The sequence below is a fragment of the Streptomyces sp. CB01373 genome, assembly GCF_002803075.1.
Taxonomy (GTDB): domain Bacteria; phylum Actinomycetota; class Actinomycetes; order Streptomycetales; family Streptomycetaceae; genus Streptomyces.
Genome location: NZ_NNBK01000026.1, coordinates 62,417 through 79,657, shown reverse-complemented (window position 1 = coordinate 79,657; position 17,241 = coordinate 62,417). Strand labels below are relative to the sequence as shown.

Genomic DNA, 17,241 nt, shown 5'->3' with positions numbered 1-17,241 from the left:
AAGGGCCGCGGCCGAGGGGGCGTGGAGGAGCCGGCCGGGTCAGACGGCGAGGGCCTGGGCGCGGCGCTTCACCTCTGTGCCACGGTTCTCACTCAGGGCCTGGGCGGGGGTGCCCGGCAGGGACGGGTCGGGGGTGAACATCCATTCGATCATCTCTTCGACCGTGAAGCCGTCGTCCCTCAGGAGCGTCAGGGTGCCGGACAGGCCCTTGACGACCTTGTCGCCGTCGATGAAGGCGGCGGGGACGTGCAGCGCGCGGTTCTCACCCCGGCGTACGGCGATGAGCTGGCCCTCCTTGACCAACTGCCGCACACGTGTCACCTCGACGCCGAACTGTTCGGCGATGTCGGGAAGGGTGAGCCAGTCAGGGACGAGAGCTTCGATCTTCGTGTCAATCTCGGTCACGGACACAAGCGTGCCATCTGCCACTGATACTCGGAAGCCAGGCCCGTCCACCCGGGGACGTGCGCCTCACGCGGTCGCCGCCTTCAGGGGCCTCGCCGGGTCCGCCAGCAGCCGCGGATCCATGGGCGTGCCGGACTCGATCAGCCGCCGCCCCTGCGCCAGATCCCGCGGCCGGCCGACGGCCAGCAGGGCGACGAGCCGGCCCTCGCGGAGCCAGCAGACCGTCCACGCCGGCCCGGTGCGTTCGCCGCGCCAGACGACGGCGTCGGCCGACGTGTGGTGTCCCGCGTACTGCACGAAGCGCCCGAACTGCTCGGACCAGAAGTACGGCACCGGGTCGTAGACCACGGGGGTGAGGCCGACGATGTCGGCCGCGACCGTGCGCGGACCCTGGAGCGCGTTGTCCCAGTGGTGGATCAGCAGGCGCTCGCCGTACCGTCCCGAGGGGAAGGAGGCGCAGTCGCCGACCGCGTACACGTCCGGCACGGACGTGCGCAGATGGTCGTCCGCCAGGACGTCCCCGTGCGGGCCAAGTTCGATGCCGGAGCCGGCCAGCCAGTCCGTAGCGGGGCGCGCGCCGATGCCGACCACGACGGCGCCCGCGCGCAGCCGAGAGCCGTCGTCGAGGACGACCGCTCCGGGTTCGACGCGCTCCACGCGCGCGTGGGTGCGCAGTTCGGCGCCGCTGTCGGCGTACCAGGTGGTCATCGGCTCGGCCACCTCCGCGGGCAGCGCCCCGGCGAGCGGGCGGTCCGCGGCCTCCACGACGGTCACGGCGCAGCCCGCCTCGCGCGCGGCGGTGGCGAACTCGGCGCCGATCCAGCCCGCGCCCACGACCACGATGTCGTGCTGCTCGGTGAGCACCGGCCGCAGCCGTTCGGCGTCGTCCAGGGTGCGCAGCAGGTGGACTCCCTGCACGCCCTCCGTGCCGGGCAGCCGGATCGGCTCGGCGCCGGTGGCCAGGACGAGGACGTCGTACGGCACCGGTCCGGCCGAGGTCTCCAGCACGCGGGCGCCGGGCCGCACGGCCAGTGCCTCGCAGCCGAGCCGCAGTTCGAGGCCGAGCGCCTCGAAGTCGATGTCGAAGGCGGAGCCCTCGGCCTTGCCGAGCAGGACGGCCTTGGACAGCGGGGGCCGGTCGTAGGGCTGGTGGGGTTCGGCGCCGATCAGTGTCACGGTGCCGGTGAAGCCCTGCTCGCGCAGGGCGACCGCGGTCTGCACACCGGCCATGCCGGCACCCGCGACGACCACGCGCCGCGGCCCCGATGTGCCCTGTCCCTGCGTCTGGTCGCTCACCCGATCACCATAATTCAACTGACGCGGCGTCAGTCAGGGGCGTGCGGGGTGACCCGCTCCACAACCGGCCCCCACAACCTGCCCCACAGCCTCTTCCCCCGTGCCCGCCCGCCGCCCGGCCGCCCCTCGTACGCGGGATGCTCACCTACCGGGGCGGTGTTCCGCGGGCTAGGGTGGCGCCCGTACAAGCACTCGCGGGAGCCCGGACGCACCGGGCTGAGAGGGAGGCTGGCGGCCTCCGACCGTACGAACCTGATCCGGGTCATGCCGGCGAAGGGAGGGGCTGGACGCCCATGTCGTTGCCACGTACGTCCGACGTCCTCGTCGTGGGGGGCGGAATCATCGGCCTCGTGACGGCCTGGCGCTCGGCGCAGCGCGGGTTCGCCACGGCCGTGGTGGACCCCGAGCCGGGCGGCGGGGCCGCACAGGTGGCCGCCGGGATGCTGGCCGCCGTCACCGAACTGCACTACGGCGAGCAGACGCTGCTCGCACTGAACCTGGCCTCCGCCCGCCGCTACCCGGACTTCGCGGCCGAGCTGACCGAGCTGACCGGCCACGACCTCGGCTACCGCCGCTGCGGCACCCTCGCCGTCGCGCTGGACGCCGACGACCGCGCCCACCTGCGGGAACTGCACGACCTTCAGCGCCGCTCGGGTCTGGAGTCCGAGTGGCTGTCCGGGCGGGACTGCCGCCGCCTCGAACCGATGCTCGCGCCGGGCGTGCGCGGCGGGCTGCGGGTGGACGGCGACCACCAGATCGATCCGCGGCGGCTCGCCCGCGCCCTGTTCGCGGCCTGCGAGCGGGCGGGCGTGGTCTTCCACCGCGGCTGGGCCGAGCAGCTCACCGTGGCCCGGGGCCGGGCCACGGGCTGTGTGCTGCGCGACGGCACCGCGCCGGCCGCGGAGCGGGTGGTGCTCGCCGCGGGCAGCCTCAGCGGACGGCTCGCAGGCGTCCCGGACGAGGTGCTGCCGCCGGTGCGGCCGGTGAAGGGGCAGGTGCTGCGGCTGACGGTGCCGAAGCGGTACGCGCCGTTCCTGAGCCGCACCGTGCGGGCCGTGGTGCGCGGCAGCCAGGTCTACCTGGTGCCGCGGCTCGACGGCGAGCTGGTCGTCGGGGCCACGAGCGAGGAGCTGGGCTGGGACACGACGGTGACGGCGGGCGGCGTGTACGAGCTGCTGCGCGACGCCCACGAGCTGGTGCCGGGGATCACCGAGCTGCCGCTCACGGAGACCCGGGCGGGACTGCGGCCCGGCTCCCCCGACAACGCGCCGCTGCTCGGCCCGACCGGCCTCGACGGCCTGCTGCTCGCCACCGGGCACTACCGCAACGGCGTACTGCTCACGCCGGTCACCGGGGACGCCATGGCGCACGTCCTGACCACCGGCGAGCTGCCGGACGAGGTCCGCCCCTTCTCCCCCAGGCGTTTTTACGCCGCGGCACTCACGGAGCAGCCCGTATGAACATCTCCGTCAACGGTGAGCCCCGCCGGGTCGCGCCCGGCACGTCACTCGGCTCCGTCGTGCAGGCGCTGAGCGCGGCACCCTCCGGGGTGGCCGCCGCCCTCAACGAGACCGTCGTCCCGCGCGCGCGGTGGTCGTCCACGGCGCTGGCCGAGGGCGACCGCGTCGAAGTGCTGACCGCCGTCCAGGGAGGCTGAGCCATGGCCGACGACCCCTTCGTCCTCGGTGGTACGTCCTTCACCTCCCGGCTGATCATGGGCACCGGCGGCGCGACCGGCCTGGAGGTCCTGGAGCGGGCGCTCGTGGCCTCCGGCACGGAGCTGACCACGGTCGCGATGCGGCGGGTGGACCCCTCCGTGCACGGCTCGGTGCTGTCGGTGCTGGAGTCGCTCGGGATCCGGGTGCTGCCCAACACCGCGGGCTGCTTCACCGCGGGCGAGGCGGTCCTCACCGCCCGGCTGGCGCGGGAGGCGCTCGGCACGGACCTCGTCAAGCTGGAGGTCATCGCCGACGAGCGCACACTGCTGCCGGACCCGATCGAGCTGCTGGACGCGGCGGAGACCCTGGTGGACGACGGGTTCACGGTCCTGCCGTACACGAACGACGATCCGGTGCTCGCGCGGAAGCTGGAGGATGTGGGCTGCGCCGCGATCATGCCGCTCGGCTCGCCCATCGGGTCCGGGCTCGGCATCCGCAACCCGCACAACTTCCAGCTGATCGTGGAGCACGCGCGCGTGCCGGTGATCCTGGACGCCGGGGCGGGTACGGCCTCGGACGTGGCGCTGGCCATGGAGCTGGGGTGTGCCGGGGTGATGCTCGCCTCCGCGGTGACGCGGGCGCAGGAGCCGGTGATGATGGCCGCGGCGATGCGGTCCGCCGTGGAGGCGGGGCGACTGGCACGGCTGGCCGGGCGGATCCCCAAACGGCACTTCGCCCGGGCGTCGTCCCCGACGGAGGGCATGGCCGGGCTGGACCCGGAGCGGCCCGCGTTCTAGCCGGTCAGCTCCCTCGCGCGGGTGCGTTCAGCGCGTCACAGGTCGGCTTCAGTCCCGCCGCGACACTGTCCGCGATCCGTGTGTGTCCGTGACGGCTCGTAGACTCGCCTGCGTGGATACGACCCTTCAGGACCCTCTCGTCGGGCAGGTGCTCGACGGCCGCTATCGCGTCGACGCGCGGATCGCCGTCGGCGGGATGGCCACGGTCTACCGGGCCCTGGACACCCGACTCGACCGGGTCCTCGCGCTCAAGGTGATGCACCCGACGCTCGCGGCCGACGGCTCGTTCGTGGAGCGGTTCATCCGGGAGGCCAAGTCGGTCGCGCGGCTGGCCCACCCGAACGTGGTGCAGGTCTTCGACCAGGGCACGGACGGGACGTACGTGTACCTCGCCATGGAGTACGTGGCCGGCTGCACCCTGCGTGACGTGCTGCGCGAGCGCGGGGCGCTCCAGCCGCGCGCGGCGCTGGACATCCTGGAGCCGGTGCTCGCCGCGCTGGGGGCCGCACACCGGGCCGGGTTCGTCCACCGCGACATGAAGCCGGAGAACGTCCTGATAGGGGACGACGGCCGGGTCAAGGTCGCCGACTTCGGGCTGGTGCGGTCCGTGGACACGGTGACGAACACCACCGGTGCCGTCCTCGGCACCGTCTCCTACCTGGCGCCGGAGCAGATCGAGCGCGGCACCGCCGACCCCCGGGTCGACGTGTACGCGTGCGGGGTCGTGCTGTACGAGATGCTGACCGGCGGCAAGCCGCATCAGGGCGAGTCCCCCGCCCAGGTCCTGTACCAGCACCTCCACGAGGACGTGCCGGCCCCGTCGGCCGCCGTGCCGGGACTCGCCCTCGAACTGGACGAACTGGTCGCGGAGGCCACCGCGCGCACCCCGGACATCCGGCCGCACGACGCGGTCGCGCTGCTCGCGCGGGTCCGCGAGGCGCGGTCCGCGCTCAGCAAGGACCAGCTGGACGCCCTGCCGCCGCAGGCCCTCACCGCGGAGCACGACAACGCCGAGGACCGTACGAGCGTCATCCCGCGCGCGCTGACGACGCGGATCCGTGGCGGGAAAGCCGGGGAGGCCGGGAACGCCGAGGACGGCGCACCCTCCGCGGCCGCCCTCAACCGCACCAGCCGGCTCCAGGCGCCCCCGCCCCCACCGCAACCGTCCGGCGTGCGGCGCCCCGGGCCGCCCCGGCGCACCCTGCTCACGGTGGTCGCCGCCGTCCTGCTGGTCCTCGGGGTCGGCGGGGGCGTGTGGTACATCAACTCCGGCCAGTTCACGAAGGTCCCGCCGCTGTTGGCGAAGACCGAGGCGCAGGCCAGGGAGCAGCTCAAGGAGTCCGGTCTCGACGTCGGCCGGGTCGAGCACGCCTACAGCGACACGGTCCGGCGGGGCACGGTCATCAGCACCGACCCGGGGGCGGGCGCCAAGATCCGCAGCCACGGCTCGGTGACGCTCACGGTCTCCGACGGCCCGGAGACCGTGCGGGTGCCCGATCTGAAGGGCCACCGGCTGGACGAGGCGCGGGCCCAGCTGAAGCAGGACGGCCTGGAGCCCGGCATGGTGAGCCGGGAGTTCAGCGACGACGTTCCCCGTGACGTGGTGATCAGCACGGATCCCGGGGCGGGCACCGACCGGCACGCGGGCTCGGCGATCGCGCTCACCGTCAGCAAGGGCCGCGCGGTGGACGTCCCGGACGTCACCGGCGAGGACCTGGACGAGGCGCAGTCCGACCTGCGGGACGCCGGTCTGAAGGTGCGGATCTCCTCCGAGCAGGTCACCTCCGAGTTCGACAAGGGCCAGGTCGCCCGGCAGAGCCCGGCGGGAGACAGCGAGGCCGCCGAGGGCGACACGGTCACGCTGACGCTGTCCAAGGGTCCGGAGATGGTGCAGGTGCCGGACGTGACCGGCAACAGTGTCGGCGACGCGAAGAACACGCTGCAGAAGGCCGGCTTCCAGGTGCGGGAGGACCGCGGACTGCTGGGACTGTTCGGCGACACCGTCAAGAAGCAGTCGGTGAAGGGTGGCGACCGGGCGCCGAAGGGCTCGACGATAACGATCACCATCCGCTGACGGCGGCCCGGCGGCCGCGGGCCGCCGGGCGCGTGACACCCTGAACGGGTGAGCAGTCAGCGGTCCCGTCCCCTCCCCGGCCCCCTCCGCAACCCGATCGGCGGCCATGTGCCCGTCGCCGGCGGGCTGCACTCCGTGGGCATGTCCTACGCCCGTGACCTCGGCGCGGAGACCGTGCAGGTCTTCGTCGCCAATCCGCGCGGCTGGGCCACGCCCGCGGGCGATCCGCGGCAGGACGAGCGGTTCCGCGCGGCCTGCGCCGAGCAGTCGGTCCCGGCGTACGTCCACGCCCCCTACCTGATCAACTTCGGCTCCCACACCGAGGCGACCGTGGAGCGGTCGGTGGAGTCGCTGCGGCACTCGCTGCGGCGCGGCCGGGAGATCGGCGCGCTGGGCGTCGTCGTGCACACCGGCAGCGCGACCGGCGGCCGGGACCGGTCGGTCGCGCTGAAGCAGGTGCGGGAGCACATGCTGCCGCTGCTCGACGAGCTGACCCACGACGACGACCCGTACCTGCTCCTGGAGTCCACCGCGGGCCAGGGTGCCTCGCTGTGTTCGCGCACCTGGGACTTCGGGCCGTACTTCGAGGCGCTGGACGCCCATCCGAGGCTGGGCGTGTGCCTGGACACCTGCCACATCTTCGCCGCCGGGCACGACCTGACCGGCCCGGACGGCATGCACCAGACGCTGGACCTGCTGGTGGAGACGGTCGGCGAGGGCCGGCTGAGGCTGATCCACGCCAACGACTCCAAGGACGTGGCCGGCGCGCACAAGGACCGGCACGAGAACATCGGCGCCGGCCACATCGGCGAGGACCCCTTCCGCGCCCTGATGACCCACCCCGCCACCGAGGGGGTCCCGCTGGTCATCGAGACCCCGGGCGGCAAGGAGGGCCACACGGCGGACGTGGAGCGCCTGAAGCGGCTCAGGGACGCCTGACGGACACGGTGAGGGCGTGAGCGGCCGGGACGGGCGTCACAGTTCCGGTCCGTCCCCCGGTTCCTCCTGGTAGGAGTAGCGCTGTTCCTTCCAGGGGTCGCCGAGGTTGTGGTAGCCGCGCTCCTCCCAGAAGCCGCGGCGGTCGGCGGTCATGTACTCCACGCCGCGGACCCACTTGGGGCCCTTCCAGGCGTACAGGTGGGGGACGATCAGGCGGAGCGGGAAGCCGTGCTCGGCGGTGAGCAGTTCGCCGTCCTTGTGGGTGGCGAACAGGGTGCGCTCCGAGGTGAAGTCGGACAGGCGCAGATTGGAGCTGAACCCGTACTCCGCCCACACCATCACATGGGTGACGTTCGCCGCGGGCGGGGCGATGTCCAGAACGGTGCGCGCGGGGATGCCGCCCCACTCGGCGCCGGTCATGCTGTACTTCGTGACGCAGTGCAGGTCGGCCACCACGGTGGTGTACGGCAGGGCCGTGAACTCCTCGTGGGTCCAGCAGTGCTTCTCACCGTCGGCGGTGGCGCCGAAGACCCGGAAGTCCCAGCGTTCGGGACGGAACTTGGGCACCGGTCCGTAGTGCGTGACCGGCCAGCCGCGCTGGAGTCGCTGTCCCGGCGGGAGTTCCGGCTGTGCCGCTCCCGTCGGCACTGCTCCAGACGCGTCTCCTGACGCGCGTTCCACCGGCTGACCCATGACTCCATCCTGACAGACCGGAGAGGGTGCACATGACCAGTCGAGGGGCAATTGGGACAACTCGCACTAAGCATGCACTTACTGGACGACTGTGTGTGCCGGTGCAATCATGCGCGAGATCGGCCCAGAGACGTCCGGAAGGAGCCCCGCCGCCATGCAAGGCGACCCCGAGGTGATCGAACTGCTCAACGAGCAGCTGACCGCGGAGCTCACCGCGATCAACCAGTACTTCCTGCACTCCAAGCTCCAGGACCACAAGGGCTGGACGAAGCTCGCCAAGTACACCCGTGACGAGTCGTTCGACGAGATGCGGCATGCGGAGCTCCTGACCGACCGCATCCTGTTGCTGGACGGCCTGCCGAACTACCAGCGGCTCTTCCACGTCCAGGTCGGGCAGACGGTGACCGAGATGTTCCGCGCCGACCGGCAGATCGAGGTCGAGGCCATCGACCGGCTGCGCCGGGGCGTGGAGCTGATGCGCGACAAGGACGACATCACGTCGGCGAACATCTTCGAGGCGATCCTCGCCGACGAGGAGCACCACATCGACTACCTGGACACCCAGCTGGAGCTGGTCGACAAGCTGGGTGAGGCGCTCTACCTCTCGACCGTCGTCGAGCAGAGCCAGCCGGACCCGTCGGGCCCCGGCACGCACAGCTTCTCCAGCCACTGAGACGGCCACCGGCCGCCCGGCCCACTAGGCGGCGTCGCCCAGCTCCTCGGGACCGGCGCCGGACGTACGGCCCGTGAGCGGCGCGAGCGCCGGGCCGCCCTGGTCGATCAATTCCCGGCGCGGGCAGGCTCCCCGGCCGAGCAGTGCCTGGATGCGGCGCACGCAGCCGCCGCAGTCGGTGCCCGCCTTGCAGACGGAGGCGATCTTGCGCGGAGTGCAGGCGCCGTTGTCCGCGTGCTGCTTGACCTGCTGTTCGGTGATGCCGAAGCAACTGCACACGTACACGCCGTTCACCTCCCGCCGGGATCGGTTCAGTGGTGCCGCCCCGAATCTCGGTGAGGCAAACCTAACCTTACTCACCGCATGAATGCCGGAAAAGTGGGAGGGGCGCGGATTTCGTGTGATCCGCGCCCCACTTCACGTGCACGCGCCCGCGACGGGCGGGTGCCTCACTGGTCCCGGTACATCTCCGCGACCAGGAACGCCAGGTCCAGGGACTGGCTGCGGTTCAGACGCGGGTCGCAGGCGGTCTCGTAGCGCTGGTGCAGGTCGTCGACGAAGATCTCGTCGCCGCCGCCGACGCACTCGGTGACGTCGTCGCCGGTCAGCTCCACATGGATGCCGCCGGGGTGCGTGCCGAGCCCCTTGTGCACCTCGAAGAAGCCCTTGACCTCGTCGAGCACGTCGTCGAAGCGGCGGGTCTTGTGACCGGAGGCCGCCTCGAAGGTGTTGCCGTGCATCGGGTCGGTCACCCAGGCCACCACCGCGCCCGAGGCCGTGACCTTCTCCACCAGCTCCGGGAGGCGGTCACGGATCTTGTCGGCGCCCATGCGGACGATGAACGTCAGCCGGCCCGGCTCCCGCTCGGGGTCGAGGCGGTCGATGTACCGCAGCGCCTCCTCGGGTGTGGTCGTCGGGCCGAGCTTGATGCCGATCGGGTTGCGGATGCGCGAGGCGAACTCGATGTGCGCGTGGTCCAGCTGCCGGGTGCGCTCGCCGACCCACACCATGTGCCCGGAGACGTCGTACAAGTGCCCGGTGCGCGAGTCGACGCGGGTCAGCGCCGACTCGTAGTCGAGCAGCAGCGCCTCGTGCGAGGAGAAGAACTCGACGGTCTTGAACTCCTCCGGGTCCGTGCCGCAGGCCCGCATGAAGTTGAGCGCGTTGTCGATCTCGCGCGCGAGCTGCTCGTAGCGCTGGCCGGACGGGGAGGACTTCACGAAGTCCTGGTTCCAGGCATGCACCTGGCGCAGGTCGGCGTAGCCGCCGGTGGTGAAGGCGCGCACCAGGTTCAGCGTGGAGGCGGACGTGTGGTACATCCGCTTCAGGCGCTCGGGGTCCGGGATGCGGGCGGCCTCGGTGAACTCGAAGCCGTTGACCGAGTCGCCGCGGTAGGTCGGCAAGGTCACGCCGTCGCGGGTCTCGGTCGGCTTGGAGCGCGGCTTGGAGTACTGGCCGGCGATCCGGCCGACCTTGACCACCGGCACCGAGGCGGCGTACGTCAGCACGGCGCCCATCTGGAGCAGGGTCTTGAGCTTGTTGCGGATCTGGTCGGCGGACACCGCGTCGAACGCCTCGGCGCAGTCGCCGCCCTGGAGGAGGAACGCCTCTCCCTTGGCGACGGCCGCCAACCGGGCGCGCAGCTGGTCGCACTCGCCCGCGAAGACGAGCGGCGGATACGACTCGAGGTCCGCGATCACTGCGCGCAGAGCCTCGGGGTCGGGGTACTCGGGCTGCTGCGCCGCGGGCAGGTCTCGCCAGGTGTTGCCAGCGCTCGCGCTGGTCTTAGCGTTCACGGTCACCCCACCAAGATTACGGGGTCGCCCGTCGGACCCCCTCCTCCGTTCAGCCAATGAGACGGACGGCGCCCGGTCGCGAACGTCCCTCCCCGGGGTTGTTCAGACGCCGGCGCCGACGTCGAGCTGGTCGCGGTCGATGTTGATGGTCACCGCTCCGTACGTCTCGGTCCTGTTGCCCGCGTACTGGTGGATGCGCTGGTGACCGGCCCACAGACCGGCCGGAATGGCGGTGTGGACGGTGGTGTTCTCGCCGTTCCAGTGCGCGAAGTGGATCACGTCGGGCAGGGTGACCTTGCCGGCGTTGCCGACCAGGTCGGCGACCAGGGACGAGACGCTGCCGTACGCGCCGGAGCGGTAGCCCAGTTCGTGCAGCCGCTCGGTCCAGGCCTCCAGGTAGCCGAGCACGCGCGCGGTGAGGGCGCCGCCCGGCGTGTACTGCTCCAGGTCGTTGTAGAGCACCGACCCCTTGGCGAAGCCGAGCGCCACCGCCTGGGCGACGGCGTCCTCCGCGGCCTCCCTGCCCTGCGGCGCGGGATCGTTGATCGACGCGCAGGAGTTCTGGCAGCTCCCGGCGCCGGAGCCGGGCTGCGGGCCGACGTAGAGCGGGAAGAAGCGCCACCCGTCCGCGTACCGCGTCTGCACCCACTCGGCGGTCAGCTTCGCCTGGGCGCAGGCGCGGTTGACCCCGCCGATGTAGACGCCGACGGCTCCGTAGGGCGAGTTGTCCCGCCAGGCGTTCATGGCCGTCCGGCTCGGCGCTGTGCAGGTGTCGAAGCCCCTGCCCTGATACGCGGTCGCGTCGGCGGGCACTGCGCGCGCGGACGGCGCCTGGTCGTGTTCCCCGGTGACGGCGGCGGCGACGGGGAGTCCGGCGCTGCGCAGTACCCGCTGGATCTCCGCGCGGTTCTCGCCGTACGGGGCCGTGACGGAGATTCCCTCGTTGGTGGCGGTCCCACGGTAGACGCGGGACGTGCGGTCCTCGGTCACCGAGGCCTTCGTCGCCGGCGCCGGCTGCACCCACAGGGCCTCGGTGCGCCCGACGGCGCGGGCCGGGCAGTCCTGCCGCTCGCCGGGGGTGCCGAGGTAGACGGCGTGCCGGTCGAAGCGGACGCAGGCGGTCGGCTCCTGGTCGAGGTCGACGACGGGCCAGCCGGCCGGGACGGTGAAGCTGTGGCCGCGGTAGCTGACGGTCTTCGTGGCGTCGTCGGCCGCCGGGCGGGCGGCGGCCGGGGCGCCGGCGGCGAGCACCGCGCAGGCGCTCAGCGCGGTCAGCGCACGTCTCAGGCGGGGACGGGGCCGGGCCTGGTGGGGTGATCGTGGGGCGGGAATGGCGTCCTCCTCGGTCGGGCACGGGCGGCGCGCGGCGGACGCCGGGCACGCTCGGCACACGGTCGACGCGGACCCTCTTTCCACCCCGCGCGGCCGCCGGAAACCGGCCTGTGCTGCGTACGGGCGACACGGCGGCCGGGGACCGTCGCGGGCCGGACAGGGCCGCGCGGCGGGCCGATGCGGTAGGGTGCCGGGCATGTTCGCGCACTCGACCCAGAACCAGGACTGGTGGTGGACCGCTTCTCCGGCGGCCCGCTGACTGCGCGTATCCCACACTTCGCGAAGGCCGCCCGAGGGGCGGCCTTCGGCGTTCGTGGCGTCCTGGCCGTTCCTCACCGACATCGATCGACATCGACGGAAGAGGAACCCATGGACCTGGCACGGCTGCTGCACGACCCCCGCCCCTTCGCCCTGCTGCGCCGCCGTACCCCGGGGCACGACCACGACCTGGTCGAGGTGCTGCTCGGCCCCGTGACCGCTCGCGACCGCCTGGCCGACCTGCCCGACGAGGGCCTGGCGCTCGTACCGTTCCGGCAGATCCGCGAGCGCGGCTTCGACGTCCGCGACGACGGCACCCCGCTGCTGGTGCTGACGCCCGAGGAGTCGGGCACGGTGCCGCTCGCCGAGGCCCTGGCGCAGCTCCCCGCGCACCGGGTGCGCGTCGAGGGCGGCGGCTTCGACGTCGGCGACGAGGAGTACGCGGAGATCGTCGGGCGGGTGCTGCGCGAGGAGATCGGCGCGGGCGAGGGCGCGAACTTCGTGATCCGGCGGACGTACGAGGGGGAGATCCCGGGCTTCGGGCGGGCCGACGCGCTGGCGTTGTTCCGGCGGCTCCTGGAGGGCGAGCGGGGGGCGTACTGGACGTTCGTCGTGCACACCGGGGACCGGACGCTGGTCGGCGCCAGCCCCGAGGTGCACGTGCGCATGTCCGGCGGGACGGTCGTGATGAACCCGATCAGCGGGACGTACCGCTACCCGGCCGAGGGACCGACGCCCGAGCACCTGCTCGGCTTCCTCGCCGACGGCAAGGAGATCGAGGAGCTGTCGATGGTCGTCGACGAGGAGCTCAAGATGATGTGCACCGTCGGCGACATGGGCGGGGTGGTCGTCGGACCGCGCCTGAAGGAGATGGCGCATCTGGCGCACACCGAGTACGAGTTGCGCGGCCGGTCCTCCCTGGACGTGCGCGAGGTGCTCAAGGAGACCATGTTCGCCGCGACCGTCACCGGGTCGCCGGTGCAGAACGCCTGCCGGGTCATCGAACGCCACGAGAGCGGCGGGCGCGGCTACTACGCCGGCGCGCTCGCCCTGCTCGGCCGCGACTGCGGCGGCGCGCAGACCCTGGACTCCCCCATCCTCATCCGCACCGCCGACATCGACGCCTGCGGCCGACTGCGCGTACCGGTCGGCGCCACCCTCGTCCGCGGCTCGGACCCGGCGGGCGAGGTCGCCGAGACACACGCGAAGGCGGCGGGCGTGCTGGCGGCGCTGGGCGTACGGCCCGGCCGGCCGCGCGCGGAACGGTCGGGGCCCCGGCTCGCCGACGACCCGCGGGTGCGGGCGGCCCTGGACGGTCGGCGCGCGCTGCTCGCGCCGTTCTGGCTGCGGATGCGCGGCGGGGGCTGCGCACCGCAGTCGGAGGCCGGGGAAAGCACGCCGGGGCTCACCGGGCACACCCTGGTCGTGGACGGCGAGGACACGTTCACCGCGATGCTCGCGCACGTGCTGCGGTCGTCGGGGCTGACCGTCGGAGTCCGCCGCTACGACGAGCCCGGACTGCGCGCCGCCGTGCTCGCGCACGAGGGACCGGTCGTCCTCGGCCCCGGGCCCGGCGATCCGTGCGACGCGGCCGACCCTAAGATGCGGCTGCTGCGCGCGCTGACCGCGGAGGTGCTCGCCACGCACCGGCACGGCGTTCTCGGGGTCTGCCTCGGGCACGAACTGATCGCGGCCGAGCTGGGACTGGAGATCGTCCGCAAGGCGGTGCCCCACCAGGGCGCCCAGAGCCGGATCGACCTGTTCGGCCGGGCCGAGACCGTGGGCTTCTACAACAGCTATGCGGCGCACTGCGACGACGAGGCGCACGCCGAGCTGTCGGCGCACGGGATCGAGGTGAGCCGGAGCGCGTCCGGTGAGGTGCACGCGTTGCGCTCCGCGCGGTTCGCGTCGGTGCAGTTCCACCCCGAGTCCGTGCTGACGCTGAACGGCCAGGCGATCGTCAGCGCGCTGCTGGCCGGTCAGCCGCGCGGCGCCGGCGTGCACGGCGAGCCGCGGCGCGTGCCGTAGCAAGAAACGCGCGCACCGGGGGCGCCGCCGGTCAGGTCGGCGGCGCCCCCGGTGCGGTCCCCGGACGGGGAGGCCGTGGCGGGGTCAGCCGAAGAAGACCCCGACCTCCTCGTACAGCTTCGGGTCGACCGTCTTCAGCTTCACGGTGGCCTCCCCGATCGGCACTCGGACGATGTCGGTGCCGCGCAGGGCGACCATCTTGCCGAAGTCGCCGTCGCGGACGCAGTCGACGGCGTGCAGGCCGAACCGGGTGGCCAGCCATCGGTCGAAGGCGCTGGGCGTGCCGCCGCGCTGGATGTGCCCGAGGACGGTGGTCCGTGCCTCCTTCCCGGTGCGTGCCTCGATCTCCTTGGCCAGCCACTCGCCGACCCCGGACAGCCGTACGTGTCCGAAGGAGTCGCGCGAGCCGTCCTTCAGGACCATGTCGCCGTCCTTGGGCATGGCACCCTCGGCGACGACGACGATCGGGGCGTACGACGCCTTGAAGCGGGAGGTGATCCAGGCGCACACCTGGTCGACGTCGAAGCGCTGTTCGGGGATGAGGATGACGTTCGCGCCGCCGGCGAGGCCGGAGTGCAGGGCGATCCAGCCGGCGTGACGGCCCATCACCTCGCATACCAGGACCCGCATATGGGACTCGGCGGTGGTGTGCAGCCGGTCGATCGCCTCGGTGGCGATGCCGACCGCGGTGTCGAAGCCGAAGGTGTAGTCGGTGGCCGACAGGTCGTTGTCGATGGTCTTGGGCACGCCCACGCAGGGCACGCCGTACTCGTCGCTCAGTCGCGCGGCGACGCCGAGGGTGTCCTCGCCGCCGATCGCGACGAGCGCCTCGACCTCCTGCTTGGCGAGGTTGTCCTTGATCCGCCGGATGCCGTCCTCCTGCTTGAGGGGGTTGGTCCGTGAGGAGCCGAGGATGGTGCCGCCCCGGGGCAGGATGCCGCGCACCGCGGGGATGTCGAGACGGATGGCGTCGTTCTCGAGGGGGCCGCGCCAGCCGTCCCGGAAGCCGACGAAGTCATAGCCGTACTCCTGCACGCCCTTGCGGACGATGCCCCGGATGACGGCGTTGAGCCCGGGGCAGTCGCCGCCTCCGGTCAGTACTCCGACCCGCATGGAAAAGTCCCTTCGCCGCGGTTGCCTGGTGAAGGTCACGCTAATGGTGACGCACGTCACTTCGGCATGGGGCGGAGAGTCAATTCCACTGAATTGTCGGGTAGTTGATCACGGAGAAACCACTCGAAAGGGGTATGGCCGCACGTATGTGGGTTGACTCGCCCCTACTCGCCGTCGAGTCCGCGCTCGATGGCGTACCGCACCAGCTCCACCCGGTTGTGCAACTGGAGCTTGCCCAGGGTGTTCTGGACGTGGTTCTGGACCGTCCGGTGGGAGATCACCAGACGCTCGGCGATCTGCTTGTAGCTCAGGCCCTTGGCGACCAGGCGCAGCACCTCGGTCTCGCGGTCGGTGAGCCGGGGCGCATTCGGCTCACCGGCGTCCGCGGCGGGCGCGGGCTCGGCGGCCAGGCGCCGGTACTCGCCGAGGACCAGACCCGCCAGGCCCGGGGTGAACACCGGGTCGCCCACGGCCGTGCGGCGCACCGCGTCCAGCAGCTCCTGCGTGGAGGCCGACTTCAGCAGATAGCCCGTGGCGCCCGACTTCACCGCCTCCAGCACATCGGCGTGCTCACCGCTCGCGGACAGCACCAGCACGCGCAACGCCGGGTCGGCGCCGACGAGTTCCTTGCAGACCTGGACCCCTGGCTTCGCGGGCAGGTTGAGGTCCAGGACGAGCACCTGGGGCGCGGCGGCCCTGGCACGGCGCACCGCCTGCTCGCCGTCGCCCGCGGTGGCGACCACCTCGAAGCCGGCCTCGGCCAGGTCGCGGGCCACGGCGTCGCGCCACATCGGGTGGTCGTCGACCACCATCACTCTGATCGGGCCCTGCTCCTCGCTCATCGGTTCTCCGCCTTCCCCCGTGTCCGGGACGCGCCCTTCGCGCCCCTCGTGCGCCCGGTGTCGTCCGCGGTGCCGGTGGTGTCCACGGCGCCCGCGCCCTTGGGCACGTTCAGTTCGACCTCCGTGCCCTGGCCGGGTACCGAGATCAGCTCGGCGGTACCGCCGATGTCGCGCAGCCGGCCCCGGATCGACAGAGCCACTCCGAGCCGGCCCTCGCCCTCGGCCTGGGCGAGCCGCCCCCGGGGGATGCCGGGACCGTCGTCCCGCACGGTCACGATCACCGACTCCGGCTCGTCCTCGACCAGGATCCAGGCCCGCGCGCCCTCGCCCGCGTGCCGGCGGACGTTGTCCAGCGCGGCCCCGACGGCGGCGGCCACCTCGCGGGCGGCGGCGGGTCGCAGCAGCACCGGGGCGCCCGGTTCGGCGAGGCTGACCCGGGCGCCGGCGTACGGGGCGAGCAGCGCGCGCAGGTCGACGGGCCCGTCGGGCTCGCCGGTCGTGTCCTCGTCGTCCTCGTCGTCCTTGTCGACGGTTTGGACGACCGCGCCCCCGGAGGTGTCACCGTCCGCGCCCCCTGACGCCCTGGGGAGCGGGACCAGCCCGCCGGAGACCAGGGTGCGCAGCGCCACCTCCTGCTCGCCCGCCAGCCGGCCCAGTTCGGCGGCCTCGCCCCCGATGACCGCGCCGCGCCGCTGCACCATGGCGAGCACCTGGAGCACGCTGTCGTGGATGTCCCGGGCCAGGCGCTCCCGCTCCCGGGTGACCGCCTCGATCTCCAGGGCGCGGGCGAGGGTGCGCTCGGAGGCGCGGGCCACCTCGACGACGTAGCCGATGGCGATGGAGGCGACCCACACCAGGATCACGTTGTGCACGGTGTCGCGGGTCGGGGCGCCGCGCTCGACCAGGTTGGCGGCGGCGACCGCGGTGGAGGCGACGGCGGCCCAGCGCCAGCCGCCCTTGAGGGCGAAGGCGAGGACGGAGCCTGCGGTCCAGATCGACGGCAGGGTCGGGCCGCCGTCCACGATCCGCGCCTGGGCGTCGGCGACGGGGGTGAGGAGGATACCCGTCAGCGCCAGGGTGAGGTCGGCGGCCAGGAAGCGCCTGGTGCAGCTCGCGGCGTTCGCGACCTTGGGCAGTGTGGCCACGGTCCACACGGACAGCACGCAGTAGTAGGCGATGGCGACTCCGGGTCGCGGGAACCGGTCGTAGCCGGTGGCGAACAGGCCGACCGCGTAGAGCATGGTCAGCACCCGGTATCCGGCGAGCGCGCGCCACATCGGCTGCTCGACCGACATCCTCATCACGCGTTGCCGCTTCTGCATGTCCCCCCCCCGGCG

The 17,241-nt window shown here is 72.7% G+C and carries 17 protein-coding genes and 1 riboswitch; of the genes, 8 read left to right on the top strand and 9 right to left on the bottom strand.

The features are described 5' to 3' along the window. Positions 1-39: 39 nt before the first annotated feature. Together CG719_RS32785 and CG719_RS32780 are read right to left on the bottom strand one after the other, a co-directional pair. Positions 40-405, bottom strand: a complete 366-nt coding sequence (locus CG719_RS32785) for an Rv2175c family DNA-binding protein (RefSeq protein WP_100572357.1) — start codon at positions 403-405, stop codon at positions 40-42. A 66-nt stretch (positions 406-471) separates the two neighbouring features. Then, positions 472-1,701, bottom strand: a complete 1,230-nt coding sequence (locus CG719_RS32780; RefSeq protein WP_100572334.1) for an NAD(P)/FAD-dependent oxidoreductase — start codon at positions 1,699-1,701, stop codon at positions 472-474. A gap of 184 nt (positions 1,702-1,885) precedes the next feature. Beyond that, positions 1,886-1,997: riboswitch (TPP riboswitch) on the top strand. Between CG719_RS32780 and thiO the strand changes: the two genes are divergently transcribed. From thiO to CG719_RS32755, 5 genes are all read left to right on the top strand, one after another. Continuing rightward, entirely contained in the window at positions 1,995-3,161 is a 1,167-nt protein-coding gene (gene thiO / locus CG719_RS32775) for a glycine oxidase ThiO (RefSeq protein ID WP_100572333.1), read from the top strand. It overlaps the preceding riboswitch by 3 nt. Continuing rightward, positions 3,158-3,358 carry a sulfur carrier protein ThiS gene (gene thiS, locus CG719_RS32770; protein WP_100572332.1) on the top strand — a complete coding sequence of 67 codons (201 nt, stop codon included), beginning with the start codon at positions 3,158-3,160 and terminating at the stop codon, positions 3,356-3,358. Before thiO ends, thiS begins: the two co-directional genes overlap by 4 nt. Before the next feature lie 3 nt (positions 3,359-3,361). After that, complete coding sequence (locus CG719_RS32765) at positions 3,362-4,156, top strand: thiazole synthase (RefSeq protein WP_100572331.1); 795 nt, start codon at positions 3,362-3,364, stop codon at positions 4,154-4,156. A 112-nt stretch (positions 4,157-4,268) separates the two neighbouring features. Then, positions 4,269-6,230, top strand: coding sequence for a Stk1 family PASTA domain-containing Ser/Thr kinase (gene pknB / locus CG719_RS32760; RefSeq protein WP_199836873.1), 1,962 nt, complete (start codon positions 4,269-4,271; stop codon positions 6,228-6,230). A gap of 48 nt (positions 6,231-6,278) precedes the next feature. Further along, positions 6,279-7,169, top strand: coding sequence for a deoxyribonuclease IV (locus tag CG719_RS32755; RefSeq protein WP_100572329.1), 891 nt, complete (start codon positions 6,279-6,281; stop codon positions 7,167-7,169). A 36-nt stretch (positions 7,170-7,205) separates the two neighbouring features. Here CG719_RS32755 and CG719_RS32750 read toward each other — a convergent pair whose 3' ends face one another. Next, positions 7,206-7,862 carry a sulfite oxidase-like oxidoreductase gene (locus tag CG719_RS32750; RefSeq protein ID WP_100572328.1) on the bottom strand — a complete coding sequence of 219 codons (657 nt, stop codon included), beginning with the start codon at positions 7,860-7,862 and terminating at the stop codon, positions 7,206-7,208. A 154-nt stretch (positions 7,863-8,016) separates the two neighbouring features. Between CG719_RS32750 and bfr the strand changes: the two genes are divergently transcribed. Next, positions 8,017-8,535, top strand: a complete 519-nt coding sequence (gene bfr / locus CG719_RS32745) for a bacterioferritin (protein ID WP_100572327.1) — start codon at positions 8,017-8,019, stop codon at positions 8,533-8,535. Between the two features lie 24 nt (positions 8,536-8,559). On the opposite strand, the gene CG719_RS32740 is transcribed toward bfr, so the two are convergent. The 3 genes from CG719_RS32740 to CG719_RS32730 form a co-directional block, all read right to left on the bottom strand. Then, positions 8,560-8,820, bottom strand: coding sequence for a (2Fe-2S)-binding protein (locus CG719_RS32740; protein ID WP_100572356.1), 261 nt, complete (start codon positions 8,818-8,820; stop codon positions 8,560-8,562). A 164-nt stretch (positions 8,821-8,984) separates the two neighbouring features. Beyond that, positions 8,985-10,337, bottom strand: a complete 1,353-nt coding sequence (locus tag CG719_RS32735) for a class II 3-deoxy-7-phosphoheptulonate synthase (protein ID WP_100572326.1) — start codon at positions 10,335-10,337, stop codon at positions 8,985-8,987. A 96-nt stretch (positions 10,338-10,433) separates the two neighbouring features. Beyond that, positions 10,434-11,582 carry a glycoside hydrolase domain-containing protein gene (locus CG719_RS32730; RefSeq protein WP_234375877.1) on the bottom strand — a complete coding sequence of 383 codons (1,149 nt, stop codon included), beginning with the start codon at positions 11,580-11,582 and terminating at the stop codon, positions 10,434-10,436. Positions 11,583-11,661: 79 nt separating this feature from the next. Between CG719_RS32730 and CG719_RS37660 the strand changes: the two genes are divergently transcribed. Both CG719_RS37660 and CG719_RS32725 read left to right on the top strand, forming a co-directional pair. Beyond that, complete coding sequence (locus CG719_RS37660; RefSeq protein ID WP_442802763.1) at positions 11,662-11,922, top strand: trp operon leader peptide; 261 nt, start codon at positions 11,662-11,664, stop codon at positions 11,920-11,922. A gap of 110 nt (positions 11,923-12,032) precedes the next feature. Then, the gene (locus tag CG719_RS32725; RefSeq protein WP_100572325.1) at positions 12,033-13,949 is read left to right on the top strand and encodes an anthranilate synthase family protein; all 1,917 of its coding nucleotides are present in this window, start codon (positions 12,033-12,035) and stop codon (positions 13,947-13,949) included. A gap of 84 nt (positions 13,950-14,033) precedes the next feature. On the opposite strand, the gene CG719_RS32720 is transcribed toward CG719_RS32725, so the two are convergent. From CG719_RS32720 to macS, 3 genes are all read right to left on the bottom strand, one after another. Next, entirely contained in the window at positions 14,034-15,062 is a 1,029-nt protein-coding gene (locus tag CG719_RS32720) for a 6-phosphofructokinase (RefSeq protein WP_100572324.1), read from the bottom strand. Between the two features lie 164 nt (positions 15,063-15,226). Continuing rightward, the gene (locus CG719_RS32715; protein ID WP_100572323.1) at positions 15,227-15,904 is read right to left on the bottom strand and encodes a response regulator; all 678 of its coding nucleotides are present in this window, start codon (positions 15,902-15,904) and stop codon (positions 15,227-15,229) included. Continuing rightward, the gene (gene macS, locus CG719_RS32710; protein ID WP_100572322.1) at positions 15,901-17,226 is read right to left on the bottom strand and encodes a MacS family sensor histidine kinase; all 1,326 of its coding nucleotides are present in this window, start codon (positions 17,224-17,226) and stop codon (positions 15,901-15,903) included. Before macS ends, CG719_RS32715 begins: the two co-directional genes overlap by 4 nt. Between the last annotated feature and the right edge of the window lie 15 nt (positions 17,227-17,241).